21 protein-coding genes are annotated in these 26,657 nt (G+C 71.7%); 11 read left to right on the forward strand and 10 right to left on the reverse strand.

Going from position 1 to position 26,657, the window contains the following annotated elements; genetic code table 11:
- Nucleotides 1-179: 179 nt before the first annotated feature.
- Entirely contained in the window at nucleotides 180-926 is a 747-nt protein-coding gene (locus tag ACFWZH_RS37040; protein WP_384442049.1) for an LON peptidase substrate-binding domain-containing protein, read from the forward strand.
- A 17-nt stretch (nucleotides 927-943) separates the two neighbouring features.
- The gene (gene ybaK / locus ACFWZH_RS37045; RefSeq protein ID WP_384442052.1) at nucleotides 944-1,438 is read left to right on the forward strand and encodes a Cys-tRNA(Pro) deacylase; all 495 of its coding nucleotides are present in this window, start codon (nucleotides 944-946) and stop codon (nucleotides 1,436-1,438) included.
- Between the two features lie 53 nt (nucleotides 1,439-1,491).
- Here ybaK and ACFWZH_RS37050 read toward each other — a convergent pair whose 3' ends face one another.
- From ACFWZH_RS37050 to ACFWZH_RS37065, 4 genes are all read right to left on the reverse strand, one after another.
- Entirely contained in the window at nucleotides 1,492-2,223 is a 732-nt protein-coding gene (locus tag ACFWZH_RS37050; protein WP_384442055.1) for an ABC transporter permease, read from the reverse strand.
- A gap of 68 nt (nucleotides 2,224-2,291) precedes the next feature.
- Nucleotides 2,292-3,116, reverse strand: a complete 825-nt coding sequence (locus ACFWZH_RS37055; RefSeq protein ID WP_384442058.1) for an ABC transporter permease — start codon at nucleotides 3,114-3,116, stop codon at nucleotides 2,292-2,294.
- Nucleotides 3,117-3,192: 76 nt separating this feature from the next.
- Nucleotides 3,193-4,203, reverse strand: a complete 1,011-nt coding sequence (locus ACFWZH_RS37060; RefSeq protein ID WP_384442060.1) for an ABC transporter ATP-binding protein — start codon at nucleotides 4,201-4,203, stop codon at nucleotides 3,193-3,195.
- Between the two features lie 82 nt (nucleotides 4,204-4,285).
- Nucleotides 4,286-5,560 carry an NYN domain-containing protein gene (locus tag ACFWZH_RS37065; RefSeq protein ID WP_384442063.1) on the reverse strand — a complete coding sequence of 425 codons (1,275 nt, stop codon included), beginning with the start codon at nucleotides 5,558-5,560 and terminating at the stop codon, nucleotides 4,286-4,288.
- 275 nt (nucleotides 5,561-5,835) lie between these two features.
- Here ACFWZH_RS37065 and ACFWZH_RS37070 point away from each other — a divergent pair, with 275 nt between their 5' ends.
- Nucleotides 5,836-6,009 (forward strand): hypothetical protein, encoded by a 174-nt coding sequence (locus tag ACFWZH_RS37070; protein WP_384442066.1) that lies wholly within the window; start codon nucleotides 5,836-5,838, stop codon nucleotides 6,007-6,009.
- Between the two features lie 82 nt (nucleotides 6,010-6,091).
- Here the strand turns inward: ACFWZH_RS37070 and dnaE are convergent, their stop codons facing one another.
- Nucleotides 6,092-9,643: a DNA polymerase III subunit alpha gene (gene dnaE / locus ACFWZH_RS37075; RefSeq protein WP_384442069.1), complete on the reverse strand. Its 3,552-nt coding sequence runs from the start codon at nucleotides 9,641-9,643 to the stop codon at nucleotides 6,092-6,094.
- A 251-nt stretch (nucleotides 9,644-9,894) separates the two neighbouring features.
- On the opposite strand from dnaE, the gene ACFWZH_RS37080 reads away from it, so the two are divergent.
- The 6 genes from ACFWZH_RS37080 (at nucleotide 9,895) to ACFWZH_RS37105 (ending at nucleotide 16,491) form a co-directional block, all read left to right on the forward strand.
- Nucleotides 9,895-11,247, forward strand: coding sequence for a DUF2252 domain-containing protein (locus ACFWZH_RS37080; protein ID WP_384442072.1), 1,353 nt, complete (start codon nucleotides 9,895-9,897; stop codon nucleotides 11,245-11,247).
- A 118-nt stretch (nucleotides 11,248-11,365) separates the two neighbouring features.
- Complete coding sequence (locus ACFWZH_RS37085) at nucleotides 11,366-12,022, forward strand: hypothetical protein (RefSeq protein ID WP_384442075.1); 657 nt, start codon at nucleotides 11,366-11,368, stop codon at nucleotides 12,020-12,022.
- Nucleotides 12,023-12,133: 111 nt separating this feature from the next.
- Nucleotides 12,134-12,991: a thioredoxin domain-containing protein gene (locus tag ACFWZH_RS37090; RefSeq protein ID WP_384442078.1), complete on the forward strand. Its 858-nt coding sequence runs from the start codon at nucleotides 12,134-12,136 to the stop codon at nucleotides 12,989-12,991.
- Between the two features lie 102 nt (nucleotides 12,992-13,093).
- Nucleotides 13,094-13,807 (forward strand): hypothetical protein, encoded by a 714-nt coding sequence (locus ACFWZH_RS37095; protein ID WP_384442081.1) that lies wholly within the window; start codon nucleotides 13,094-13,096, stop codon nucleotides 13,805-13,807.
- A gap of 39 nt (nucleotides 13,808-13,846) precedes the next feature.
- Complete coding sequence (locus tag ACFWZH_RS37100; protein ID WP_384442084.1) at nucleotides 13,847-14,758, forward strand: thioredoxin domain-containing protein; 912 nt, start codon at nucleotides 13,847-13,849, stop codon at nucleotides 14,756-14,758.
- A gap of 89 nt (nucleotides 14,759-14,847) precedes the next feature.
- Nucleotides 14,848-16,491, forward strand: coding sequence for an alkaline phosphatase D family protein (locus tag ACFWZH_RS37105; protein WP_384442087.1), 1,644 nt, complete (start codon nucleotides 14,848-14,850; stop codon nucleotides 16,489-16,491).
- Nucleotides 16,492-16,543: 52 nt separating this feature from the next.
- Here ACFWZH_RS37105 and ACFWZH_RS37110 read toward each other — a convergent pair whose 3' ends face one another.
- Complete coding sequence (locus ACFWZH_RS37110) at nucleotides 16,544-17,113, reverse strand: dienelactone hydrolase family protein (RefSeq protein ID WP_384442090.1); 570 nt, start codon at nucleotides 17,111-17,113, stop codon at nucleotides 16,544-16,546.
- A gap of 148 nt (nucleotides 17,114-17,261) precedes the next feature.
- On the opposite strand from ACFWZH_RS37110, the gene ACFWZH_RS37115 reads away from it, so the two are divergent.
- Complete coding sequence (locus tag ACFWZH_RS37115) at nucleotides 17,262-18,326, forward strand: mechanosensitive ion channel family protein (RefSeq protein WP_384442109.1); 1,065 nt, start codon at nucleotides 17,262-17,264, stop codon at nucleotides 18,324-18,326.
- A 15-nt stretch (nucleotides 18,327-18,341) separates the two neighbouring features.
- Here ACFWZH_RS37115 and ACFWZH_RS37120 read toward each other — a convergent pair whose 3' ends face one another.
- From ACFWZH_RS37120 to ACFWZH_RS37135, 4 genes are all read right to left on the reverse strand, one after another.
- Entirely contained in the window at nucleotides 18,342-19,934 is a 1,593-nt protein-coding gene (locus tag ACFWZH_RS37120) for a Na+/H+ antiporter (RefSeq protein ID WP_384442093.1), read from the reverse strand.
- 106 nt (nucleotides 19,935-20,040) lie between these two features.
- Nucleotides 20,041-20,982 carry an RluA family pseudouridine synthase gene (locus tag ACFWZH_RS37125; RefSeq protein WP_384442096.1) on the reverse strand — a complete coding sequence of 314 codons (942 nt, stop codon included), beginning with the start codon at nucleotides 20,980-20,982 and terminating at the stop codon, nucleotides 20,041-20,043.
- Between the two features lie 92 nt (nucleotides 20,983-21,074).
- Nucleotides 21,075-21,677 carry a signal peptidase II gene (lspA, locus tag ACFWZH_RS37130; RefSeq protein WP_384442099.1) on the reverse strand — a complete coding sequence of 201 codons (603 nt, stop codon included), beginning with the start codon at nucleotides 21,675-21,677 and terminating at the stop codon, nucleotides 21,075-21,077.
- A gap of 131 nt (nucleotides 21,678-21,808) precedes the next feature.
- A complete protein-coding gene (locus ACFWZH_RS37135; RefSeq protein WP_384442102.1) occupies nucleotides 21,809-22,576 on the reverse strand; it encodes a TraR/DksA family transcriptional regulator in 768 nt (255 codons plus the stop codon).
- 604 nt (nucleotides 22,577-23,180) lie between these two features.
- On the opposite strand from ACFWZH_RS37135, the gene ileS reads away from it, so the two are divergent.
- Nucleotides 23,181-26,318: an isoleucine--tRNA ligase gene (gene ileS, locus ACFWZH_RS37140; RefSeq protein ID WP_384442106.1), complete on the forward strand. Its 3,138-nt coding sequence runs from the start codon at nucleotides 23,181-23,183 to the stop codon at nucleotides 26,316-26,318.
- Nucleotides 26,319-26,657 lie beyond the last annotated feature (339 nt).

A 26,657-nucleotide genomic window follows, 5' to 3' on the forward strand; every position in this document is an offset into this window, starting at 1 on the left:
AGGGGGCGGACCGCAGGACGGAGTCCGGAGGGCCGCACCCGCTGCCGTAAACGCCCCGCGCAGCGGCACCCAGCCCGCCGCAGGCGCAACGGCGAAAAACCACCACGGCGGGAAAGCCGAAATCCCACACCCCCACCACATGGGAAGCAAGCCAAGCGCAGCGTCTAGGCTTACGGGCTGTGACCTCCCTGCGCCTCCCCCTCTTCCCCTTGAACTCGGTGCTGTTCCCGGGACTCGTGCTCCCGCTGAACGTCTTCGAGGCGCGGTACCGGGCGATGATGCGCGATCTGAGCGCGGTGCCCGAGGACGACCGCCGCTTCGCGGTGATCGCGATCCGGGACGGCCGGGAGGTGGCGCCCACCGCCCAGGGCATGCCGGACGCCACGCTGCCGTCCGAGGGTGGCCCCGCGGCGGGCTTCGGGGACGACCCGCTGCAGGCGTTCCACTCGGTGGGCTGCGTCGCGGACGCGGCGACCATCCGGGAGAAGTCCTCCGCCGACGACACCGGCTACGAGGTCCTGGCCACCGGCACCACCCGCTTCCGGCTGCTGTCGGTGGACGCCTCCGGGCCGTATCTGACCGGCGAGCTGGAGGAGCTGGAAGAGAGCCAGGGGGAGGGCGCGGGCGCGCTCGCCTCCGGGGTCGTACGGGCCTTTCGGACGTATCAGAAGCGGCTGGCCTGGGCGAACGAGCGGACGCTGTCGAGCGGGCAGGACCTGCCGGCCGATCCGTCCGTGCTGTCGTACCTCGTCGCGGCGGCGGCCGTGCTGGACGTCCCCGCCAAGCAGCTGCTGCTGGAGGCGCCCGACACCGCCACCCGGCTGGGGCAGGAGCTGAAACTCCTTCGCCAGGAGTCGGCGCTGCTCGGTAAGCTCCCGTCGCTGCCGGCCGTGGATCTGACCAGGCAGCCGACCAGCCCGAACTGACGCGAGGCCTGAAGACGTTGGCGAAGAAGTCCAGGAAGTCCGGTGGGACGCCCGCGACGGTGGCGCTCACCGCGTCCGGCGTCCCGTTCACGGTGCACGCCTACGAGCACGATCCGGCCGCCCCCTCGTACGGCGAGGAGGCCGCCGAGGCCCTCGGCGTCCCCGCCGACCAGGTGTTCAAGACGCTGCTGGCGGATGTCGACGGCACCCTGACGGTCGCCGTGGTGCCGGTGTCGGGGTCGTTGGACCTCAAGGCACTGGCGGCCGCGGTGGGCGGCAAACGGGCCACGATGGCCGATCCGGCCGCGGCCGAGCGCAGCACGGGCTACGTGCTGGGCGGGATCTCGCCGCTGGGGCAGCGCAAGCGGCTGCGCACGGTCGTGGACGCCTCGGCCGAGGGCCGCCCGACGGTGTGCGTCTCGGCGGGGCGCCGGGGGCTGGAGGTCGAGCTGGCGCCGGAGGACCTGGTGACGCTGACCGGGGCCCGGGTGGCGCCGATCGCGCGCGGCTGAGGACTACGGGGCGGCCGGTGGGCCCGGCCGCCGCCGGTACCGCCGCGCGCCGGTCAGGTCGCGGTCGGCGGCTGCTGCCCGTGGTGGCCGTGCGGTGCCTGCCGGTCGTGCGGTGCCTGCGGGTCGTCCGGTCCCTGGTGATCGTGCGGCCCGTGGTAGTCGTGGCTCCCGGACCAGTCCGGCGCCGGCGGCTCCGGGTCGCGGGGGCCGAAGAGCCCGGTCAGCGCCAGCTGCGTCAGCATGGCGGCGATCGGCCAGGCCAGCAGCGCGCCCTTGGACTGCAGCCGCAGCGGGCCCTCGAAGGCCACACCGGGACCGACCTGCTTGGCGTGCGCGACCACGTCCGGGGTGGGGCCCAGCCACATGCCGGTCACCCAGCCCACCGCAGCGCCCAGCAGCCCGCCCAGGACCAGCGCCACGACCAGCGGGATGCCGCCGCGCCGGCGGAAGAGGAAGACCACGGCCGCGGTGAGCACACCGAAGCCGAGCGAGAGCAGCACGAAGGTGCCGTCCGCGCCGATCGCCTCCTCGCCCTCGGTGTTCTTCAGATAGACGTTGCGGGCGTCCGCGATCAGCGGGACGTGCGGCGCGAGCCAATTCCACAGCACGCCGAGCAGCACGCCGCTCACCGCGACCAGGATCGCGATCACCGCGCCCTCGCGCAGCTCACGCGGCAGCTCGGGGTTGACCGGGCCGTCATGGCCGGCCGGGGCCGCGGGCGCGGCTCGGGGGTACTGCGGCTCTTCGGGCGGTTGGTTGTCGGATGGCGTCAGCGGTGCGGTCACCCCGTCATCGTGCCAGGTGGGGCCGGTGGGCCCGGAAGCAGGACGCCCGTTCGGGGCGGTGGCTCCGGTCATCGGCTCGCCGCCCTGCGGTACGCCCAGGTCGCGATGGCCAGCGAGAGCACACCGACGGCCGCGCAGACGCCCAGGTCGGCGGCGACCGTCACCCAGTCGGGGTGCGCGTCGAAGCTGCGGGCCAGCGCCTCCACTCCGTAGGTCGAGGGCAGCAGATCGCGGGCCCAGCCGATCACCTCGGGCATCCGCTCGGCCGGCAGCACACCCAGCAGCAGCGCCGCCGACATGCCCAACTGGCCGCAGAGCGTGGCGAGTTCGGGGCGCGGGGCGAGCAGGCCGAGGGCCGCGCCGAGGCCGGCCAGCGCGGCTCCGGCGAGCGGGAGCACGGCGGCCAGCACCCAGAGGTTGGCCATCGGCAGCTGGAAGAGCACACAGCCGGTGACGGCGGTGACGATCGTCCCCGGGACGGTGAAGGAGGCATAGGCGGCGGCCGCGCCGAGCACCACGGCGGCCGGCGGGACCGGCAGCGTGGCGTAGTGGTCGAGCCCGCCGCCGGCCCGTAGCTGGCCGAAGTACTGGGCGAGCAGGTTGAGCGCCACGAAGGCGACGACCAGCACGCTGGAGCCGGAGACCACCGACCGCGCCGCCTCGCCGTCGTCGACCACCCCGCGCAGCAGGACCATGATCCCGATGGACTGGAAGGTCGCGACGAACAGCAGCGGGATCCGTGCGACCCGGGCCCGGGAGAGCTGGGCGCGGTAGACGGCGCCGAGCGCGGGCAGCAGGCGGGCGCGCGGGGCCAGCGGGGCGGCCCCGTCCTCGGACCACGCCGCACCGCCCGCTACCGCTCCGGCCACCGCCTGCGCGGGAACCACACTCACGCTGCCACCCGGCCTTCCTCGCTGCCTTCGCAGCACTTGATACGTCCGCCGCGCCCCCGCGTCTCACGCCACCCGCTCACGCCTTGACCAGCCCCTCGCCGCGCCCGCCCAGCGCCAGATACACGTCCTCCAGGCTGGGCGTGGCGAGGGTGAAGTCGTCGAGGGCCGCGAAGGCGGGACCCGCGGTGACCGCGGCCACCGCGGAGCGGGCCCGGTCGGCGGGGAGGCGGAGGGTCCAGCGGCGGCCGGAGACCCGGGCGCCGGCTTCGAGGGCGGCGACCTCGGGGACGTCCAGCGGCGGGCGGTCGCGCCAGACCAGCTCCAGCCGTACCTCGTCGCTGACCATGTCCTTCAGTCCGCCGGGCGTGTCGCAGGCGATCACCCGGCCCCGGTCGATCACCGCGACCCGGTCGAGCACGCTCTCGGCCTCCAGGACGTTGTGGGTCACCAGGACCACCGTGACGCCCCGCTCGGCCCGGCGCCGGTCGACCGCGGCCCATACGGCGCGCCGCGCGACCGGGTCCATACCGGTGGTCGGCTCGTCCAGCACCAGCAGCGGCCGCTCGCCGATCAGCGCGGTGGCGACGCAGGCCAGTCGCCGCTGACCGCCGGAGAGCTTCTTCAGCGCCCGGCCGGCGATGTCCGCCAGGCCCAGCTCGTCGGTCACCGCGTCCCGCTCGGCGCGCGCCTCGCGCGCCCCGAGGCCGCGCAGCCGGCCGGTGGTCTCCACGGCGAGGGCGACCGTCATCTCGTCCAGGGCGGTGGACTCCTGCCCCAGGTAGCCGAGCAGTCGGGCGGCCCGCTCCGGGTGGCGCACCAGGTCGTGGCCCAGTACGGCGATGCTGCCGGAGTCCGGGCGCAGCAGTCCGGTCAGCTGGCGGACCAGGGTGGACTTGCCGGCGCCGTTGGGGCCCAGCAGCCCGAAGATCTCGCCGCGGCGGACGTCCAGGGTGATGCCGTCGTTGGCCCGTACGGCGGGTGCCTGTGCCGCCCCGCGGCGCCCACGCACCGCGGGGTACGTCTTGACCAGGTCCCGCACGGCGCACACCGGCCCGCCGCGCTCCGCCTGTTTTGCGCCCGTCCTCACGAGCTACGAGGGTACGCGGCCCCGGCCCGCCACCGGCCCGCGGGGCTCCGGGGGCGAGCCGGGAAGCGGCGGGCGGGGGGCGTCAGTCACCGGCCGGGGCGTGCTCGGCGGCGGTCCGCAGATCGACCTCGCGCCAGAATCCGGCCCGGATGGCGTAGCGGTCGTGCTCGTCGATCTGGTCGTCCTTGTGGGCGAGCAGCCCGAACCGGGCGGCGTAGCGCAGCAGTTCGCCGTCGATGCGGTGCGGGATGCGCGGGTACTCCGTCGACAGCTGCTGCAGATGCGCCGTGTCGGAGAGCCGGTCGGTCCAGCGGCGGGCGAAGACCTGGCCGACCTCGAAGGGGTCGCCGCTGACGGCGGTGATGTCCTCCTCGCGGTCGGCCCAGCGCTGCTCGGCGCTGGTGAGCTGGGCGAGGGTGGGCAGGCCGGCGGTCTCGGAGGGTTCGCCGACCGGGCCGCCGCGCTCGACCCAGCCCTTGTCGGACGACCAGCGCAGGGTGGCGCCGGCGGCGGGCGGGGACTGCTGGCCGGCCGCGCGGTCCCGGCCGAGCCCGGCCAGGTCCTTGGGGGTGGGGACGCCGCCCCGCCCGGCGGCGGCGTCCGGCTCGTCGTCGGCCTGCGGGGCGGCGTCGGTGCCGGGCGCGGGCCGGGCCGCCCCGTTGGACCCGTTGTGCTCATGCGTGCGGTCGGCGGTCTCCGGGCACGCGGCGGCCGCGGCGGCCGCGACCGCGGACTCGGGCAGCGGCGCGGAGAGGATCGCGGCGATCTCGGGGCGGGGGGCGGGCGGCGGTCCGGAGGGCCCGCCGAGTTCCTTGGCGCGCACGGCGCGGGTGATCCAGGTGCGGTCCAGCACCCGCCGCTCATCGGCCTCGGCGACCAGGTCCTCGGACTGGTTGTAGTCGCCGTCGGCGGCCTGGACAGCCCACAGGTGGACGGCGACACCGTGCTCCTTCGCCGACATCAGGCCGGGCAGCAGGTCGCCGTCGCCGGTGACCAGGACGATGTCGGAGCAGGCGCGGTTGCGGGCCAGCTCGGTCAGCTCGGCGTGCATGGCGGCGTCCACGCCCTTCTGCGCCCAGCGGCCGTCGCTGCGGGTCAGGGCGCCCAGCCGGACGGTGACCCGGGACATCACGCGCAGTCTGCGGTGCTCGGGTTGCGGGACCCGGTCGGGGGCGCCGTCGAACCAGTAGATCCGCAGCAGCGGGCGCTCGGTGTCCGCCTCGGCGCGCTGGCGCAGGCCCTGGATGAGGGCGGCGTGATCGACGGTGATCCGGGAACGGACGGGCTCTCCGGCGAGCAGACTCGCGGCGGCGCCGAGCAAATACCCGGCGTCCACCAGCACGACGCAGCGATCCACGTTCCACCCTCTTCCCTGAGGTGCTGAAAGTCCGGTCGCCCCCCGGCTCGGCACGTGGCACGAGTCTTCCTTCGGCTTTCCTTCGAGTCTGCCCGACCGTACGGGGGTTATCAGCCCGAACTCGATCATCGGCGTGGCGGATTCGGCGGGGATCTTGGGTACAGCGCGTGATCGCGCCTCTTACACAGGGTAATTGCCCGAAATGCAGGCTTCTGTCCGGCATGTAAGTCTGGTCCCGGCCCCGATCCCAGATTCCCCCTCAGGAGGCAATGGTCATGGCCAAGGACAAGAAGCAGAACCGCGGTCAGCAGCAGAAGTCGGCATCCGCGGCCGAGCGCGGCCAGCAGCAAGCCCAGCACACGGCCATGGAGGCCCAGTCGAAGTCCACCTCGGCCACGCCCGGAGACCTGGCCCGCAAGAACCGCGAGCGGCGCTTCGGCCACAACTGACCTATGCCGCAGATGAGTTGAGGGGCGCGTCCACTGCGGACGCGCCCCTCGGGGCAACGCGGACCGGCGGCCCGCCGCGGGGTCAGCCCGCCAGGCAGGACGGACCGAGCAGCACCTTGAGGTCACCGAAGAGCGACGGGTCCGGCGTGACGCGGTGCCGGTCCAGTCGCAGCACCGTGGTCTTGCGCGCCCCCTGCAGCTTGATCCGCACCTCCGTGGAGCCGCGGTGGCTGCTGAGCACCTCGCCGAGCTTCTCGACCATCGGCGGGGTCACCTTGACCGTCGGGATGGTGATCGTCACGGGGGCGTTGGTGCCGGCCTCCGACAGGTCGGGGACCATCATCTCCATGGCGACCAGCCGCGGGATGTCCTCGCGCTTGTCGAGCCGTCCCTTGACGAACACCACGGTGTCCTCGACGAGTTGGGTGGACACCAGCTGGTAGGTCGCGGGGAAGAACATGCAGTCGATGGAGCCGGCCAGGTCCTCGACGGTGGCGATCGCCCAGGCGTTGCCCTGCTTGGTCATCTTGCGCTGCAGGCCGGAGATGATGCCGCCGATGGTGACGATGGAGCCGTCGGAGTAGTCGCCGCCGGTGAGCTGGGCGATGGCGGCGTCGGCCTTGTCGGACAGCACGTGCTCCAGCCCGAAGAGCGGGTGGTCGGAGACGTAGAGACCGAGCATCTCGCGCTCCTGGGCGAGGAGGTAGGTCTTGTCCCACTCCACGTCCGAGAACTCCACGTCCAGGCCGAAGCCGGGGCCGTCGTCCGCGCTGTCGTCGCCCATGCCGCCGAAGAGGTCGAACTGCCCCTCGGCCTCCTTGCGCTTGACCTGGACCACGTTGTCGATCATCGATTCGTAGTGCGCCGTCAGGCCCTTGCGGGTGTGGCCCATCTCGTCGAACGCGCCGGCCTTGATCAGCGATTCGGTGGTGCGCTTGTTGCAGACCACCGCGTCGACCTTGTCGAGGTAGTCGGGGAAGGAGGCGTACTTCCCCTTGGCCTTGCGGCAGCGGATGATCGAGTCGACGACGTTCTGGCCGACGTTGCGGACCGCGGTGAGGCCGAAGAGGATCACGTCGTCGCCCTGGGCGGCGAAGTTCGCCTCGGACTCGTTGACGTTCGGCGGCAGCACCTTGATGCCCATGCGCCGGCACTCGTTCAGATAGACCGCCGACTTGTCCTTGTCGTCGCGCACGGAGGTCAGCAGCGCGGACATGTACTCGGCGGGGTAGTTGGCCTTGAGGTAGGCGGTCCAGTACGTGACCAGGCCGTACGCGGAGGAGTGCGCCTTGTTGAAGGCGTAGCCGGCGAACGGGACCAGGACGTCCCACAGGGCCTGGATCGCCTCGTCGGAGAAGCCCTTCTTCTTCGCGCCCTCCTGGAAGAGCACGAAGTTCTTCGCCAGCTCCTCGGGCTTCTTCTTGCCCATGACGCGGCGGAGGATGTCGGCCTCGCCGAGGGAGTACCCGGCGATGATCTGGGCGGCCTTCTGCACCTGCTCCTGGTAGACGATCAGGCCGTAGGTGAGGCCGAGGACCTCCTTGAGGGGCTCCTCCAGCTCCTTGTGGATCGGGGTGATCTCCTGGAGGCCGTTCTTGCGCAGCGCGTAGTTGGTGTGCGAGTCCATGCCCATCGGGCCCGGGCGGTACAGGGCCGAGACGGCGGAGATGTCCTCGAAGTTGTCGGGCTTCATCAGGCGCAGCAGCGAACGCATCGGGCCGCCGTCGAACTGGAAGACGCCGAGCGTGTCACCGCGGCAGAGCATCTCGTAGGTCTTGGGGTCGTCCAGCGGGACGGAGAGCAGCTCCAGGTCGACGCCCTTGTTCGCCTTCACCATCTTGACGGCGTCGTCCATGATGGTCAGGTTGCGCAGGCCCAGGAAGTCCATCTTGAGCAGGCCGAGCGACTCGCACTGGGGGTAGTCCCACTGCGTGATCGTCACGCCGTCGGTGTGCCGCACCCAGATCGGGGCGTGGTCGACGATCGGCTCGCTGGACATGATCACGCCGGCCGCGTGCACACCCATCTGCCGGACCAGGCCCTCCACACCCTTCGCGGTGTCGATGACCTTCTTCACGTCCGGCTCGTTCTCGTACATCCCCCGGATCTCGCCCGCCTCGCTGTAGCGCGGGTGCTTGGGGTTGGTGATGCCGTCGAGATCGATGCCCTTGCCCAGGACGTCGGCGGGCATGGCCTTGGTGAGGCGGTCGCCCATCGCGTACGGGTATCCGAGCACGCGGGCGGAGTCCTTGATGGCGTTCTTCGCCTTGATCTTTCCGTACGTGCCGATCATGGCGACCTTGTCGGCGCCGTACTTCTCCGTCACGTACCTGATCACCTCGACGCGCCTGCGCTCGTCGAAGTCGATGTCGACATCGGGCATGGAGACACGCTCGGGGTTGAGGAACCGCTCGAAGATCAGCCCGTGCTCGATGGGGTCGAGGTCGGTGATGCCCATGGCGTACGCGACGATCGAGCCGGCCGCGGAGCCTCGTCCGGGGCCGACGGCGATGCCGTTGTTCTTGGCCCACATGATGAAGTCGGCGACCACGAGGAAGTAGCCGGGGAACCCCATCTGGATGATGACGTCCATCTCGTACTCGGCCTGCTTCTGGCGGTCCTCGGGGACGCCGCCCGGGAAGCGGCGCTTCATGCCGACCCGGACCTCCTCCTGGAACCAGGTGACCTCCGTGTAGCCCTCGGGGATGTCGAACTTCGGCATCAGGTCGCGCTTTTCGAACATCCCGGTGACGTCGACCTGCTCGGCGACCAGGCGGGTGTTGGCGCAGCCCTCCTGCCAGGCGTCCGAGGAGTCGATGGCGTACATCTCCTCCGTGGACTTCAGGTAGTAGCCCGTGCCGTCGAAGCGGAAGCGGTCCGGGTCGGAGAGGTTCTTGCCGGTCTGGATGCACAGCAGCGCGTCGTGCGCCGTGGACTCATGGGCGTAGGTGTAGTGCGAGTCGTTGGTGACCAGCGGCGGGATGCCGAGCTCCTTGCCGATCTTCAACAGGTCGTCGCGGACCCGGCGCTCGATCTCGATGCCGTGGTCCATCAGCTCGAGGAAGTACCGGTCCTTGCCGAAGATGTCCTGGTACTCGCCCGCGGCCTTGCGCGCCTCGTCGTACTGCCCCAGCCGCAGCCGGGTCTGCAGCTCTCCCGACGGGCAGCCGGTGGAGGCGATCAGACCCTCGGACCACTGGGCGATGGTCTCCTTGTCCATCCGCGGCCACTTCTGCAGCCAGCCCTCCGCATACGCGTCCGAGGAGAGCCGGAAGAGGTTGTGCAGACCGGTCTTGTTCGCCGCCCAGATCGTCTTGTGGGTGTAGCCACCCGAACCCGAGACGTCGTCGCGCTTCTGGTGCGGCTGGCCCCACTGGATCTTGCGCTTGTTGCGCCGCGACTCGGGGGCGACATACGCCTCGATGCCGATGATCGGCGTCACTCCGGCCTTCTGCGCCGAGTGGAAGAAGTCGTACGCGCCGTGGAGGTTGCCGTGGTCGGACATCGCGATGTGCGTCATGCCCATCTCGTTGGCCGCCTTGAACATGTCCGACAGCCGGGCCGCGCCGTCCAGCAGCGAGTACTGGGTGTGGACGTGCAGGTGCGTGAACGGGGGCCTGGACGGGGCTGCCACGGCGGAGGACCTCCGGGAAACGGTTGAGGACGGGGGCACCTCCCGGCGTCAGCTGAGGGAGGATTCGACGGTCTCGAAGTCTACGACTCCCCACTGACAATCGCGGGCGCCCCAGGCGTACCCTCACCCGTTGTCGGCGGGCACTCGAACACCTTCCCGCCCGTTGTCCGTGACAGATCCGCGCCACCCTCCGTGACGCGGGTCCGCCATGTCACCCGTACCACTTTCCGCACCTCAGGAGGCACCCAGCGATGCCGTCCCAGCACGCCCCGGCACAGGACGCCGCGCAGCGCGGCGAGGAGATCCTCGCCGTCTTCGACACCGCCTTCGGAGAGCTCCTCGCCGCCGACCCCGCGGCCTTCCGCGTGAAATTCCGGAAGATGGCCGCCTCCGCGTTCGCCTTCTACCGTGGCACGGCGTGCCTGTTCTACCGGGACCTGGAGGCGCAGGCCGCCCAGGACGGCGACAGGGACAGCGGCCCCTATCTGGACGAGCGGACCGGCCGGGTGTGGATCCACGGCGATCTGCACGCCGAGAACTTCGGCACCTACATGGACGCCACCGGCCGGCTGATCTTCAACGTCAACGACTTCGACGAGGCCTACGTCGGGCCCTTCACCTGGGACCTCAAGCGGTTCGCCGCCTCGGTCGCGCTGATCGGCTACGCCAAGGCGCTCAGCGACGAGCAGATCACCGACCTGGTGCGCACCTACGCCGCCGCCTACCGCGAGCGCATCCACGCCCTGGCCTCCGGGGCGAAGACGGACGAGGTGCCGCCCTTCACGCTGGACACCGCCGACGGCCCGCTGCTGGACGCGCTGCGCGACGCCCGCGCGCTGACCCGGTTCGGGCTGCTGGACTCGATGACCGAGATCCGCGACTTCGAACGGCGCTTCGCGGGGGGCGGCGGCAGCGTCGAGCTGGACGCGGCGACCCGCTACAAGGTCCTCGCCGCCTTCGACGGCTATCTGGAGACGCTGCCGGAGGCGAGTCTGGCCCGTCCGGACTCCTACCGGGTCAAGGACGTGGTGGGCCGGCGCGGCATCGGCATCGGCTCGGCCGGCCTGCCGTCGTACAACATCCTGCTCGAGGGCAACAGCGACGCCCTGGAGAACGATGTGGTGATCTACATGAAGCAGGCGCAGACCCCGGCCGTCTCCCGGCACGTCACCGACCCCGCGGTCCGCTCCTACTTCCAGCACGAGGGCCACCGCACGGTCATCTCGCAGCGGGCCCTGCAGGACCACGCCGACCCGTGGCTGGGCTGGACCGAGCTGGACGGCGCGGGCCAGCTGGTCGCCGAGATCTCGCCGTACGCGGTCGATCTGGACTGGTCGGACATCGACGACCCGGAGGAGATCGCCGCGGTCGTCGCCGACCTGGGCCGGGCGACGGCCACGATGCACGCCGCGGCGGACGACGAGAGCGGCCACTCCCTGGTGCCGTTCTCGACCGAGCGGGCCATCGACGCGGCCATCGCGGCCGACGAGGACGGCTTCGCGGGGCTGCTGGTGGACTTCGCGCACTCCTACGGAGCCCGGGCCCGCGCCGACCACCAGATCTTCGTCGACCTCTTCCGCAACGGCCGGATCCCCGGCCTGTAGGAACCGGGCGCCCGAGGAGCCGGACCCATGAGTCCCGTACGCCCCGGTTTTTCCGGTGTGTGCGACTTTGATCACCCTTAGGCGCCACTTATCCCGGCCCATGGCACACTCGGCAGCAATGGACATCTCGGCGGCACACCTGCGGGCACTGCGCGCGGCGCTCTTCACGGCGCTGTGCGTGACGCTGTCCGCGGCGTCCCATGTGCTGCTGTCGCGCATGCCGCTGCCGCTGACCACCGTCGCCGCGCTCTCCGCCGCCGTCTTCGCGCTCGCCTACGCGCTGGCCGGCCGGGAGCGCGGCTACGGACGGATCGCGGCCCTGCTGGTCCCCCTGGAGCTCGCCGCCGACCTGGTCTTCAGCATCGGCCAGCACACCTGCTACGGCGGGGCGGGCGGCCCGGTGGCCGGCCCGCTGCGCTCGCTGGGCGTGGATCTGCTCTGCGGCGGCCAGGTCGGCGGCCCCCTGACACGGCTGTCCGAGGACGGCGCGGCGCCCGCCACGACCGGGCTGCTGCTGCTCGCCGCGCACCTGGCGATAGGGCTGCTGGCGGCCGGCTGGCTGCGCCGCGGCGAGGCGGCGCTGGCCCAGGTGCTGGGCGCGGTGGCCGGCTTCGCCTTCCGCCCGCTGCTGATCGCCGTCGCGGTCATCGGCGCCGCGGCCGCCCCGCGCCGCCCCGCGCCCGTGCCCGTCCGGGCCGGCCGCCCGGCCCGGAGCGCCCCCCTGCTGGTGCACTGCGTCGTGCGCCGTGGGCCGCCCTGCGCGCTCGCTGCGTGACCGCCCGGTCCTCGTACCCGGCCCGCGCAGCACGCGTACGCCCGTACCTCGCGTGCGTACGCCTCCGACGGCACGCACACCACCCACGGATTCCACGGAGCAGGAACAGTCATGAGCAACCGCAACAGCCAGGCCAACAAGCAGGCAGCCCGTGAGCGGCTGCGCGCCGAGCGCGAGCGGCAGGCCAAGAAGGAGCGGGTCCGCCGGCAGCTGACCGTCGGCGGTGCGATCGTCGGCGTGCTGGCGATCGCCGGCGGTATCGGCGTGGCGGTCGCCAACTCGGGCGGCGGCGACTCCGCGGCGGAGAAGACCGCGGGCGACAGCACGGTGTGGACGAAGGCGGCGAAGGCCAAGCTCGTCAAGCCCGCCCACACCAGCGGCGCCGAGGGCACCACGATCGTCATCGGCAAGGCGGACGCCAAGAACACCCTCAGCCTCTTCGAGGACCCGCGCTGCCCGGGCTGCGCCAACTTCGAGCAGAACGTCGGCGAGACCGTCGACAAGGACATCAAGGACGGCAAGTACAAGGCGGCCTACCACCTGGGCACCTTCCTCGACGGCAACCTCAAGGGCACCGGCTCGAAGAACGCGCTGTCCGCGCTGGGCGCCGCCCTGAACGTCAGCCCGGACGCCTTCTTGAAGTACAAGTACGCGCTGTACTCCAAGGAGTTCCACCCGGAGGAGACCGGTCCGGACAAGTTCGCCGACGACAGCTACCTGATCAAGGTCGCGGACACCGTCCCCGCGCTCAAGGGCAACGCCGCCTTCCAGAAGGCCGTCAAGGCCGGCACGTACGACCGCTGGGCGCTGGAGGTGTCCGCCGAGTTCAACTCGCACAAGGACGTCAGCAGCACCCCGACCGTGAAGGTCAACGACACGGTGATCGGCACGGACACCCCGCAGGGCAAGGCGGCCCCGTCGACCGCCGCCGCCTTCACCTCCATGGTCGACAAGGCCCTGAAGAAGTGACCGGGTCGCGACCCTGACTCCTCGGCCGGCGCGCGGTGAGCGCGCCGGCCGATGCCAAATCTTGACCCGGGCCACTGCCGTGGACATGGCAGACTCCCGCCCATGCAGGCGAGGGCGGTGCGCCCGGGCGGCCGGCCCGCGGGCGCGCCGGGCGGTGAACTCAGAGCGGTGCGGGCGGCGCTGTTCACCGCGCTGTGCGTCACGCTGTCCGCGGCGTCCCATGTGCTGCTCTCCCGCACCCCGTTGCCGCCCGTCACGGTCGCCTGGGTCTGCGCCGGCGTCTTCGCCGCCGCGTATGCGCTGACGGGCCGCGAGCGCGGACACCGGCCGGTGGCGGCGCTGCTGGTGCCGCTGGAGCTGGCCGCGGACACCGTCTTCACCACCGGGCAGCACACCTGTTACGGACCGGCCGGCGGCCCCCCGGCCGGACCACTGCGCACGGTCGGCCTCCATCTGCTGTGCGCGGGCGGCGAGTTGGGCACCCCACTGGCCCGCCTCGCGGCACATCCGGCCGCCCCGCTGCCGCCGGCCGGACCGGCGTTCGCGCCCTGGCTGCTGCTCGCGGCCCACCTCGCCGTCGGCCTGCTGGCCGCCCGCTGGCTGCGCCGCGGCGACGCCGCCCTGGACGCCCTGCTGCGCGCGGCCGCGACCGCCGCCTTCCGCCCGCTGCGGACCGCCGCCGCGGTGGCCGGCGCAGCGAGTGCCCCGCCCCGCCGGCGGATCCGCCCGCTGCGCCCGCTGCCGCCGGCCCGTCCGCTCCCCCTCCTCGTGCACTGCGTACGGCGCCGCGGCCCGCCCCTTCCGTTCGCCGCCTGACCAGTCCGTAAGCGTCGAACACCCGTGAGGGGACCCCCCATGAGCAACCGCAACAGCCAGGCCGGCAAGCAGGCAGCCCGCGAACGCATCCGTGCCGAGCGCGAGCGCCAGAAGAAGCAGGAGCGGCTGCGCCGCCAACTCGTCGTGGCGGGCGCGGTCGTCGGCATCCTGGCCGTGGCCGGCGGTATCGGCTTCGCCGTGGTGAAGGCCAACGAGCCGACCGGCTGGGAGGCCGCCAAGGAGAACAAGCCCGTCGCGCCGAAGTACACCGAGGGCAGGAACCACACCGAGATCCTGATCGGCGACCCGAAGGCCAAGGAGACCCTGGAGGTCTTCGAGGACGTCCGCTGCCCGGCGTGCGCGTCCTTCGAGCAGAGCAGCGGCCCGGCCCTGCTCAAGGACATCGAGGACGGCCGGTACCGGGTCCGCTTCACGATGTACACCTTCATCGACGACAACGCGGGCGGCGAGGGCTCGAAGAACGCGCTGAGCGCGCTGGGCGCCGCCCTGGACGTCGGCCCCGAGGCCTTCTTGAAGTTCAAGACGGCGCTGTACTCGACCAAGTACCACCCCGACGAGCGCGAGGACCTCTACGCCAAGGACTCCGAGCTGTTCAAGGCCGCCGGCGAGGTGCCGGAGCTGAAGAACAACAAGGCGTTCAAGGAGGCGGTCGAGAAGGGCACCTACGACCGCTGGGCGATGGACATGACCGCGCTGTTCGGCCGCAAGGGGGTCAAGGGCACACCGACCTTCATGCACGGCGACAAGAAGCTGGTGATGGACCAGATCCCGCAGCGCCAGATGACGCAGGCGCAGTACAACCAGCTCGCCCGGGCCAACTTCGAGAAGATGATCGACAAGGAGTTCGGCCCGGCGAAGGGGGCGGGCGGCGGCAAGGACGGCGGAAAGGGCATTCGCGAGGGCGAAAAGGACCCCTCGGGCACTCGTTGAGCGGCTTACGGACAACGGGTGGGCGAATTCTCGGTATTCCCGGTCATCGCCCTCCCGTTGTCGATTACTGGCCAGTAAGGTGATCGGCCGTGACCGATCATGACCAGATCTCGCGCCGCACTGCCGTTACGGCCGTAGCCGCCACCGCCGCCCTTCTGCCGTTCGCCGGCGCCGCCCCCGCGTCCGCCCAGCAGGCCCTGGACCAGGCCCGGTTCTTCCAGCACGGCGTCGCCTCCGGCGATCCGCTCCCGGACGGCGTGCTGCTGTGGACCCGGGTGACCCCGACGCCGTCGGCCACCCCGGGCTCCGGCCGCGGACCGGCCACCGACGTGAGCTGGCAGGTGGCCGCCGACAAGGACTTCGCCACCGTCGTCGCACGGGGCTCGGTGAAGACCTCGGCGGCCACCGACCACACCGTCAAGGCGGACGTCCGCGGTCTGCGCCCGGCCACCCACTACTACTACCGCTTCACCGTCGACGGGCAGCACTCCCCCGTCGGCCGCACCCGCACCGCCCCCGCGCACGACGCCTCCGCCGGCAACGTCCGCTTCGGCGTGGTCTCCTGCGCCAACTGGGAGTCCGGCTACTTCTCCCCGTACCGGCATCTGGCGGCCCGCACCGAGCTGGACGCGGTGCTGCACCTCGGCGACTACCTCTACGAGTACAAGTCCGGCGAGTACCCGGACTTCAAGTACGTCGTCCGCCCGCACTCCCCCGCGCACGAGCTGCTCACGCTCGCCGACTACCGCATCCGGCACGGCGCCCACAAGACCGACCCGGACGCGCTGGCCATGCACGCCACCCACCCGGTCATCGCCATCTGGGACGACCACGAGTTCGCCGACAACGCCTGGCGGGGCGGCGCGGTGAACCACTCGCCGGACACCGAGGGCTCCTGGTCGGCGCGGATGTCCGCCGCGAAGCAGGCGTACTTCGAGTGGATGCCGGTGCGCCCCTCGACGGCCGGCACCACCTACCGCCGGCTGCGCTTCGGCACCCTCGCCGACCTGCACCTGCTGGACCTGCGCTCGTTCCGCGACGAGCAGGCCACGCCGGGCAGCGGCGCGGTCGACGACCCGAGCCGGACGATCACCGGGCGGGCCCAACTGGACTGGCTCAAGGCCGGCCTTACGCGCTCGGACACCGCCTGGCGGCTGGTCGGCACCTCGGTCATGGTCTCGCAGGTCGCCTTCGGCTCCATACCGGCCCATCTGCTCGGCCCGCTCGCCGAGATCCTCGGCATCCCCAAGGAGGGCCTGGCGGCCAACACCGACCAGTGGGACGGCTACACCGACGACCGGCACGAGCTGCTGGGCCACCTCAGCGACCGCGGTATCGACAACACCGTGTTCCTGACCGGCGACATCCACATGGCCTGGGCCAACGAGGTGCCGCTGAAGGCGGCGACCTACCCCGCCACCCGGCCGGTGGCGACGGAGTTCGTGGTCACCTCCGTCACCTCCGACAACGTCGACGACTTCCTGCACGTCGCCCCGCACACCGTCTCGCTGGCCGGCGTCGCCGCCATCAGGGCCGCCAACCGGCATGTGAAGTGGCTGGACATGGACTCGCACGGCTACGGGGTCCTGGACGTCAGCGCCGAGCGCACACAGATGGACTACTTCGGCATCTCCGACAAGACCGACCCGCACGCCACCAGCACGCATCTGCGCTCGTACCGCACGCGGACGGGCAGCCAGCAGATCGAGCGGGCCGACGGGCCGGTCGCCTAGGGTCCCCGCAAGCACCCCGGTCCCGCCCCGCCGCGCCGCTACGGACAGCCGCTCACAGGCTGTCCAGGAAGCCCAGAGCCACCTTCCAGGTGCTCTCGGCCGCCTCGGCGTCGTAGTCCGGCAGACCGGGGTCGGTGAACAGGTGGCCGGCGCCGGCGTAGCGGAAGACCTCCACGTCCGCGCCGGCCCGGCGCATCTGCAGGTACCAGGCGTTCAGCCAGTCGTGCGGCTCGTAGGGGTCCGGGTCGGCGACATGCAGCTGCACCGGCAGATCGTCGGCCACGGCGCCCTCGGCGATGTCGGAGGTGCCGTGCAGCAGCAACAGCCCGCGGGTCTTCTCGTCGCCCAGCGCGAGGGTCTGGGCGACCGAGCCGCCGAAGGAGAACCCGGCGTAGACCAGACCGCGGTCGGAGTACGGGGCGACGGCCGTGATGGCGCGCTTGAGCAGCTCCTCCTTGCCGATCTCCTCCTTGATCAGGATGCCGTCCGGCACCGATTCGGCGGTCCGGCCGTCGAAGAGATCGGGGACGACGACCTCGTGTCCCGCGGCGCGCAGCCGGTCCGCGGCGGCCTGCACCGCCGGGCGCAGCCCGCACACCGAATGGAACAGGGCAATCGTCAAGGGCCCGCTGGTCGCGGGCTCGGTGGAGGCCGGCACTGCATCACTTCCCTGGGTCGGATCGTTGTGGCCCCATCGTGCCATTGACGGCGGCGGGGACCGGGTAGCAGCACACTCAAGCGCATCCGAACCAAGGAGGATCACCGTGTCGCTGGAGGACGTGCTGCGTCCCGTCGCCGTGGCCGGCGGCTCGCTCGTCATCACCCTCGTCCTGGGCTGGCTCACCGACCGCGCGCTGCGCCGGGTCGACGCCGCCCACCCGGAGACCCCGCTGTGGGGGCTGCTGCGCCGCTGCCGGATACCACTGCAGGTGGTGCTGTGCGCGGCCCTGCTGCGCGGCTCGTACGACGAGAGCGGGATCGGGGTCGTCGAGGAGCACCGGGCGGGGACCGGCCAGGCGCTGACCCTGGTGCTGATCGCAGCCACCGCCTGGCTGGCCGTACGGGTCGCGGCCGCGATAGTCGAGTCGTCCTACTCGCGCTACGCGGCCGGCGCCCGGGACGCCGCGCGGGTGCGGCGGGTGCGGACCCAGGTGACGCTGATCCACCGGGTGGTGACGGCCGTGGTGATCGTCGTCGCGGCCGCCTCCATGCTGCTGACGTTCCCGGAGATGCGGGCGGTCGGCACCTCGATGCTGGCGTCGGCCGGGCTGCTGGGCATCGTCGCCGGTATCGCCGCCCAGTCGACCCTCGGCAACCTCTTCGCGGGGCTGCAGATCGCCTTCGGCGACATGGTGCGGATCGGGGACACGGTCGTGGTGGACGGCGAGTGGGGCACCGTCGAGGAGATCACCCTGACGTTCCTGACCGTACGGACCTGGGACGAGCGGCGGATCACCATGCCGGTGTCGTACTTCACCGGCAAGCCGTTCGAGAACTGGTCGCGCGGCGGCGCCCAGATGACCGGGACCGTCCTGTTCCACCTCGACCACGGCGCGCCGGTGGAGAAGATGCGCCAGCGGCTGCACGAGATCCTCCAGGAGTGCCCGGACTGGGACGGCCGGTCCTGGAGCCTGGTGGTCACTGACACCACCGCGTCCACGATCGTGGTGCGGGCCCTGGTCACCGCCCGGGACGCGGACACCCTCTGGACGGTGCGCTGCGAGGTCCGCGAGCGGATGATCGAGTGGCTGCGCACCGAGCACGCCTACGCGCTGCCGCGGATCAGCACCGGGCCGGCGCCGACGGGCCGGGCCGGGGAGCCGCCGCTGCGCTGAGACCCCGCACCCGCGTCACGGCGCGGCCCGCAGGCTCCGCATGTCCAGCTGCCGCAGCACCCGGTCCACCACCTCCGGGTCGGCACCCGGCTCGCTGCGCGCCGCCAGCACCTCGTGCCGGGCCGCCGAGAGCATCTCGCCCTGGATGCGCTGCACCTTCTTCATCCGGGTGAGGCGCTTTTCGAAGAGCTCGCGCCGCTCGTCGTCGACGATGTCCGGCGCGATCCGGGCGCCGATGTCATAGGCCCGGCGCGCCAGCTGGTCCCTGACCTCCTCGGGCAGCTCCTCGACCTCCAGGATCTCCTTCAGCCGGCGCTTGGACGCCTTGATCATCCGGATCGCCAGCTCGCGCTCCAGCGCGTCGGCGGCGTCGGAGCTGGCCCGCACCCGCAGAGTGCGCACCAGCCAGGGCAGGGTGAGGCCCTGGACGAGCAGGGTGGAGAGCACCACCGCGAAGGCGATGAAGAGGATCTCGGCGCGGTACGGGAAGGCGACGCCGTCGATCTCGTAGGGCAGGGCCAGCGCCAGCGCCACCGAGGCCACCCCGCGCATCCCCGACCACCACAGGATGACCGTCTCCCGCCAGCTCATCGGGATGTCCTCGTCGTAGTCGCGGCGCCGGTGCATCCGCTTGGCCAGCCAGGCGGCGGGCAGCAGCCACAGCAGACGGACGCCGACGACCACCGCGACCACGGCGGCGCCGGCGGCGAACAGCTGGTCCCAACGGCCCGACGCGGCCCAGAAGATGTTGTGCAGCTCCAGGCCGATCAGCCCGAAGGCGACGCCGGTGACGAGGGTGTCGACGACCTCCCAGAAGGTGTATCCGGCGAGCCGGCCCAGCACGTCGTCGGCGTCGACCGCGTACTCGGCCAGGAACAGCCCGGTGGTCAGCACCGCGAGCACACCGGAGCCCTTCAGCTCCTCGGCCAGGATGTACGCCGTGAACGGCACCAGCAGCGTCAGCCCGATCTGCAGCGTCGGGTCGCCGAGCAGCCCCATCAGCTTGTTGGTGACCCAGCCGAGCAGCAGGCCGACGGCCATGGCGACGACCGCGGACAGCACCAGCGCGCCGAGCGCGCCGGGCACCGAGAAGCTTCCGCTGACCACCGCGGCGAGCGCGACGTGGTAGAGCACGATCGCGGTGACGTCGTTGAACAGCCCCTCGCCCTCCAGGATCGAGACCATCCGGCGGGGCAGCCCCAGCTTGCCGGCGACGGCGGTCGCGGCGACCGGGTCGGGCGGGGCGACCAGCGCGCCGAGCACCACCGCGGCGGCCAGCGGCATCCCGGGCACCACCGCCTGCGCGACCGCGGCGACCGCGGCCGTGGTGGCGAAGACCAGCAGCACGGCCAGCAGGAAGATCGGGCGGAGATTGGCGGTGAACTGCCGCCAGGAGGTGCGCTGCACGGCCGCGTAGAGCAGCGGCGGCAGCACCACCGGCAGGATGAACTCGGGCGGCACCTCGACATTGGGCACGAACGGCAGCAGCGCCAGTACGGCCCCGGCGAGCGTCATCAGCACCGGTGACGGCAGTCCCAGCCGGTCGCCGACCGGGACCATCACCACGGCTCCGAGCAACAGGAGGGAGATCAGAGCCAGCTGGTCCACGGTGACGACGCTCCGGAAGGGTCGGATTCGCTCACATTCCGCCCCAAGCGTGCCAGACGCCTATGGATCCGCCGCGTCGGCACCCCAGCGCGCCGGACGCGCCGTGTCAGCTGCTCTCGTCGCGCACGGTGTCGAGGGCGTGCTGCAGATCGTCCGGGTAGGCGCTCTCGAACTCCACCCAGGCGCCGTCGGCGGGGTGCTCGAAGCCGAGGCGGACCGCGTGCAGCCACTGCCGGCCGACGCCCAGCCGCTTGGCGAGGGTGGGGTCCGCGCCGTACGTCAGGTCGCCGACGCACGGGTGGCGGTGCGCGGACATGTGCACCCGGATCTGGTGGGTGCGCCCGGTCTCCAGCTTGATGTCGAGCAGGCTGGCCGCGCGGAACGCCTCGATGAGGTCGTAGTGCGTGACCGACGCCTTGCCCTCGGCGGTGACCGCCCACTTGTAGTCGTGCTGCGGATGCCGGCCGATGGGGGCGTCGATGGTGCCGCTCATCGGGTCCGGGTGCCCCTGGACCAGGGCGTGGTAGCGCTTGTCCACCGTACGCTCGCGGAACTGCTGCTTGAGGAGCGTGTAGGCGCGCTCGGACTTGGCCACGACCATCAGCCCGGACGTGCCGACGTCGAGGCGGTGCACGATGCCCTGGCGCTCGGCGGCGCCGGAGGTGGAGATGCGGTAGCCGGCGGCGGCGAGTCCGCCGATGACCGTCGTCCCGCTCCAGCCGGGGCTCGGGTGCGCGGCCACGCCGACCGGCTTGACGATCACGACGATGTCGTCGTCGTCATGCACGATCTCCATGCCCTCGACGGGCTCGGCGACGATCTCCACGGGCGGCGCGGCCTGCGGCATCTCGACTTCCAGCCAGGCGCCGCCGCGCACCCGCTCGGACTTCATCACCTCGGATCCGTCGACCCGGACCTTTCCGGCGGCGGCGAGTTCGGCCGCCTTCGTACGGGAGAAGCCGAACATCCGGGCCAGCGCGGCGTCCACGCGCTCGCCCTCCAGGCCGTCCGGTACGGGCAGGGTGCGGATCTCGGGAATGGTGCTCACCTTAAGGAGTATGGCAGTCGCGGCACCCCGGCATCGGGGCCGGCCGGGGCAGGAGCCGTGGGTGGTTTTCGGTTTGGTGGAGGCCGGCGCCGTCAGTCCTTGTGCACCGTGCCGTCCGGGTCCAGCCCCCGGAAGGAGAGGATCACGATCAGGATGCCGCCGCAGACGATCGCGGAGTCGGCGAGGTTGAAGACCGCGAAGTGCGCCGGGGCGATGAAGTCGACCACCGCGCCCTCGAAGATGCCCGGCGAGCGGAAGATCCGGTCGGTGAGGTTGCCGAAGGCGCCGCCGAGCAGCAGCCCGAGCGCGACGGCCCAGGGCAGGCTGTAGAGCTTGCGGGCGATCCGGGCGATCACCACGATCACGGTCGCCGCGATGATCGTGAGGAAGATCGTCAGCGCCTCGCCGATGCTGAACGCGGCGCCGCGGTTGCGGATCACGCTGAACTGCAGCAGCGTCCCGATGACCTGGATGGGCTCGTGATGCTCCAGCTTCGCGACGACCAGGACCTTGCTGCCCAGGTCGAGCAGGTAGACGAAGAACGCGATCAGCAGCAGCGCGACGATCCGCCGCTTGCCGCGGCCGGCGCCCTGCTCCGGCTCCGCCGGTCCTCCCCCTTCGGATCCCGCGGTGGGATCCGTTCCGGAACCCGGCTCGGGTTCCGGCGTACCGGTGATGCGCTCCGCCTCTGCCACGTGTGAGTCCCTCAGCCCGTCGTGTCCGCGGCCAGACCGTGCCTGGCTTGAATCACGAGAGTACGGCACACACGTGCGGGGGCGGGCGGTACGGGTGCCGCCCGCGACACCCCACCCGGGTATCCCGCGCCTCAGCGGCGCTCCTGCTTCTGCTTGCACTCCACACACAGCGTCGCCCGGGGGAAGGCCTGCATCCGCGCCTTGCCGATGGGGTTGCCGCAGTTCTCGCACAGCCCGTAGGTGCCGGTGTCGAGCCGGCCGAGGGCCCGCTCGGTCTGGTGGAGCATCTCGCGGGCGTTGGAGGCCAGGGCCAGCTCGTGCTCGCGGGTGATGTTCTTGGTGCCGGTGTCGGCCTCGTCGTCGCCGGCGCCGTCGCCGGAGTCGCGCATCAGGCCGGCGATGGCGTCCTCGGCCGCGGTGATCTCCGCCCGCAGCCGCCCCACCTCTTCCATCAGCTCGGTGCGCGCCTCGGCGACCTCGGCGGGTGTCCAGGGGTCCTCACCGGGCCGTACGGCGAGCTCGTCCGGTGCGGCCATCCGGGCCGTGGGCACCGGGGCGTCATCGGCGTGGGTCTTGGCCGTCGCGGCCGCCGTCTTCTTCGCCACCACCGTCTTGGCTCCCGTCTTCTTAGCGGCCACCGCGGCCTTCTTGGCCGGAGCCTTCGTCGCGGTCTTCTTCGCCGTCTTCTTGGCGGCGGTCTTCTTGGCCGCGGGCTGCGCGGCCGCGGTCTCGTCGGGCGCGGTCTCGTCGGGCGCGGTCGTGCCGGCCGCCGTCTTCTTGGCGGCGGCCTTCTTCGCGGCGGCCTTCTTCGGAGCGTGGGTCTTCGGTGCAGGCTGCTGCGCGACGGCCTCGTCGGCGGGCGTCGTGCTCTTCTGCGCGGCGGTCTTCTTCGCCACCATGGCCGCGACCCCTTCACATATGTGACTTTGTTCGCGAATCGTGACGGGAACGATAAATCGCCGCACGGCACGCGGCAACGGGGCGCACCGCCCGACGGGTCCTGCCACCCGGCCCGGAAGCCCGGTCTGCCTCGGTTGTGCCCCGCTGCCCGCCGGGTAACCCGCCCGGCGGTCCGGCACCCGGCCGCTGGCCATTCGGGTCACGGCGAGGGCGCGGGCGTCCCCGTACGGCGCCCCGGCCGCCCTCCCCGCCCCCGGCCGCCCTAATTCGGTCGGCCGCTGTCGGCGCGGCCCCGTACACTGGGCGGAGCGAGAGGCATTGATGGGACGAGTAGCGTCGTACGCAGCCGGCAGCGACCCGGGGACGGTGGAAGCCCGGGGGCGTGCACGACGTGAAGATCAGCCCGGAGTCGCCGGAAGAAAGCTTTGGACAGTGGGCTCCGCCCACGGGCCTCGTGGCCCCCAGGGCGAGTAGAACCGGCAGCGCGACCCCAATGAGGGGGCGGTGCGGCGAGCACCGCCAAGGAGGGTGGTACCGCGGGAGCCCAGGCTCTCGTCCCTCCGGACGGAGAACGCAGCAGGTGTCCGCCGGAGGAAGCCCCCGATGAGTGAGCAGCCCCAGTACCGCCAGGTACCCGCCCAGGTAGACCTTCCCGCCCTCGAGCACGCCGTGCTCGAGTTCTGGCAGGAGCAGAAGGTCTTCGCCCGTACCCTCCAGCAGTCCGAGGGCCGGCCCGAGTGGGTCTTCTACGAGGGCCCCCCGACGGCCAACGGCATGCCCGGCGCGCACCACATCGAGGCGCGCGTCTTCAAGGACGTCTTCCCCCGGTTCCGCACGATGCAGGGCTACCACGTCGACCGCAAGGCCGGCTGGGACTGCCACGGCCTCCCGGTCGAGCTGGCCGTGGAGAAGGAGCTGGGCTTCAACGGCAAGAAGGACATCGAGGCGTACGGCATCGCCGAGTTCAACGCCAAGTGCCGCGAGTCGGTGACCCGCCACACCGACGCCTTCGCCGAGCTCACGACCCGTATGGGGTACTGGACCGACCTCGACGCCCCGTACCGCACGATGGACCCCGACTACATCGAGTCGGTGTGGTGGTCGCTGAAGGAGATCTTCAACAAGGGCCTGCTGGTCCAGGACCACCGCGTCGCCCCCTGGTGCCCGCGGTGCGGCACGGGCCTGTCGGACCACGAGCTGGCACAGGGCTACGAGACCGTCGTCGACCCCTCGGTCTACGTCCGCCTCCCGCTGACCTCCGGCCCCCTCGCCGGCGAGGCGTCCCTCCTCATCTGGACGACGACGCCCTGGACCCTGGTCTCCAACACGGCCGCCGCCGCGCACCCGGACGTCACGTACGTCGTGGCCACCGACGGCACCGAGAAGCTGGTCGTCGCCGAGCCGCTGCTGGAGAAGGCCCTCGGCGAGGGCTGGGAGGCCACCGGCCGGTCCTTCACGGGCCGCGAGATGGAGCGCTGGTCCTACGAGCGCCCGTTCTCCCTGGTCGAGCTGGAGGGCGCCAACTTCGTCGTCAACGCCGAGTACGTGACCACCGACGACGGTACGGGCCTGGTCCACCAGGCCCCCGCCTTCGGTGAGGACGACCTCAAGACCTGCCGGGCGTACGGCCTGCCGGTGGTCAACCCGGTCCGCCCCGACGGCACCTTCGAGGACGGACTCGCCCTGATCGGCGGCCAGTTCTTCAAGAAGGCCGACGAGGCCCTGGTCGAGGACCTCGCCGCCCGCGGCCTGCTCTTCAAGCACATCGCCTACGAGCACAGCTACCCGCACTGCTGGCGCTGCCACACCGCGCTGCTCTACTACGCCCAGCCGTCCTGGTACATCCGCACGACCGCGGTCAAGGACGCCCTGCTCCGCGAGAACGAGAACACCAACTGGTTCCCGGACTCGGTCAAGCACGGCCGCTTCGGCGACTGGCTCAACAACAACATCGACTGGGCGCTGTCCCGCAACCGCTACTGGGGCACCCCGCTGCCCATCTGGCGCTGCGAGGAGGACCACCTCACCTGCGTCGGCTCGCTGGCCGAGCTGACCGAGCTGACCGGCACCGACCAGTCGGGCCTGGACCCGCACCGCCCGTTCATCGACGAGGTCACCTTCGCCTGCCCGACCTGCCAGGGCACCGCCACCCGCGTCCCGGAGGTCATCGACGCCTGGTACGACTCGGGCTCGATGCCGTTCGCGCAGTGGGGCTACCCGTACCGCAACAAGGAGCTGTTCGAGAAGCGCTACCCGGCGCAGTTCATCTCGGAGGCCATCGACCAGACCCGCGGCTGGTTCTACACCCTGATGGCCGTCGGCACCCTGGTCTTCGACAAGTCGTCGTACGAGAACGTCGTCTGCCTGGGCCACATCCTCGCCGAGGACGGCCGGAAGATGTCCAAGCACCTGGGCAACATCCTCCAGCCGATCCCGCTGATGGACCAGCACGGCGCCGACGCGGTCCGCTGGTTCATGGCGGCCGGCGGCTCGCCGTGGTCCGCCCGCCGGGTGGGCCACAGCACCATCCAGGAAGTCGTCCGCAAGACGCTGCTGACGTACTGGAACACCGTCGCCTTCCAGGCGCTGTACGCCCGTACCTCCCAGTGGGCGCCGTCCGCCGCCGACCCGGCCCCCGCCGACCGGCCGCTGCTGGACCGCTGGCTGCTGGGCGAGCTGAACACCCTGGTCGAGCAGGTCACCGACGCCCTGGAGTCCTTCGACACCCAGCGCGCCGGCAAGCTCCTCTCCTCCTTCGTCGACGACCTCTCCAACTGGTACGTGCGCCGCTCCCGCCGCCGCTTCTGGCAGGGCGACGCGGCCGCGCTGCGCACGCTCCACGAGGTCATCGAGACCGTCACCCGCCTCATGGCGCCGCTCACCCCGTTCATCACCGAGCGGGTCTGGCAGGACCTGGTCGTCCCGGTCACCCCGGACGCCCCCGACTCCGTCCACCTCGCCGGCTGGCCGGTCGCCGACAAGGCAGCCATCGACCCGACCCTGTCCGCCCAGATGCTGCTGGTCCGCCGCCTGGTCGAGCTGGGCCGCGCCACCCGCGCCGAGTCGGGCGTCAAGACCCGTCAGCCGCTGTCCCGCGCGCTGGTCGCGGCGCACGGCTTCGCGGGCCTGCCCGAGGACCTGCGCGCGCAGATCGCCGAGGAGCTGAACGTCAGCTCGCTGGCCTCCCTTTCGGAGGTGGGCGGCTCGCTCGTCGACACCACCGCGAAGGCCAACTTCCGTGCGCTGGGCAAGCGGTTCGGCAAGGGCGTCCAGGCGGTCGCCAAGGCCGTCGCCGCCGCGGACGCAGCCGCCCTCTCGCTCGCGCTGCGCGAGGGCACGGCGAGCGTCGAGGTCGACGGCGAGACCGTCTCGCTCGCCCCCGACGAGGTGATCATCACCGAGACCCCGCGCGAGGGCTGGTCGGTGGCCTCCGACGCGGGCGCCACGGTCGCCCTCGACCTGGAGATCACCCCGGAGCTGCGCCGCGCGGGCCTGGCCCGCGACGCCATCCGCCTCATCCAGGAGGCCCGCAAGAACAGCGGCCTCGACGTCGCCGACCGGATCGCGCTGCGCTGGCAGTCCACGGACGACGAGGTCACCACGGCGCTGAGCGACCACACCGGCCTGATCTCCGACGAGGTCCTCGCCACGGACTTCGCCCCCGGCGAGCCTGACGACTCCTTCGGCCCGGCCTTCACGGACGAGGCACTGGCCCTCACCTTCCACCTCCGCAAGGTGTAACCAGCCCCCTCACCGAACAAATGCCCCGGCGTACACCACGTCGGGGCATTTCCCTTTCCCTCTCCCGACCCGCCTCCACATTCGCCGTTGCGCACGCCTTTATGCGCGTTTATGCGCGCATTTCACCCCCCGCCCGCCCCCTCCCCGCATCCACCCCGCTTCCCGAAAAGGATGAGGAAGGGAAAATCGGACCACAGGTGCGATATGCGCCCACAACCGACCAGTCGACCGCACCCCGCGAATCCGGCAGCACAAAGGGCCGGGACCCCGGGGCATACCGACGGGCCCCCCCCGCGTCAGGAGGTTATAAACATAAACGAGGCCACCAACACCAGGTAG

The organism is Streptomyces sp. NPDC059008, from assembly GCF_042749045.1.
Lineage (GTDB): Bacteria > Actinomycetota > Actinomycetes > Streptomycetales > Streptomycetaceae > Streptomyces.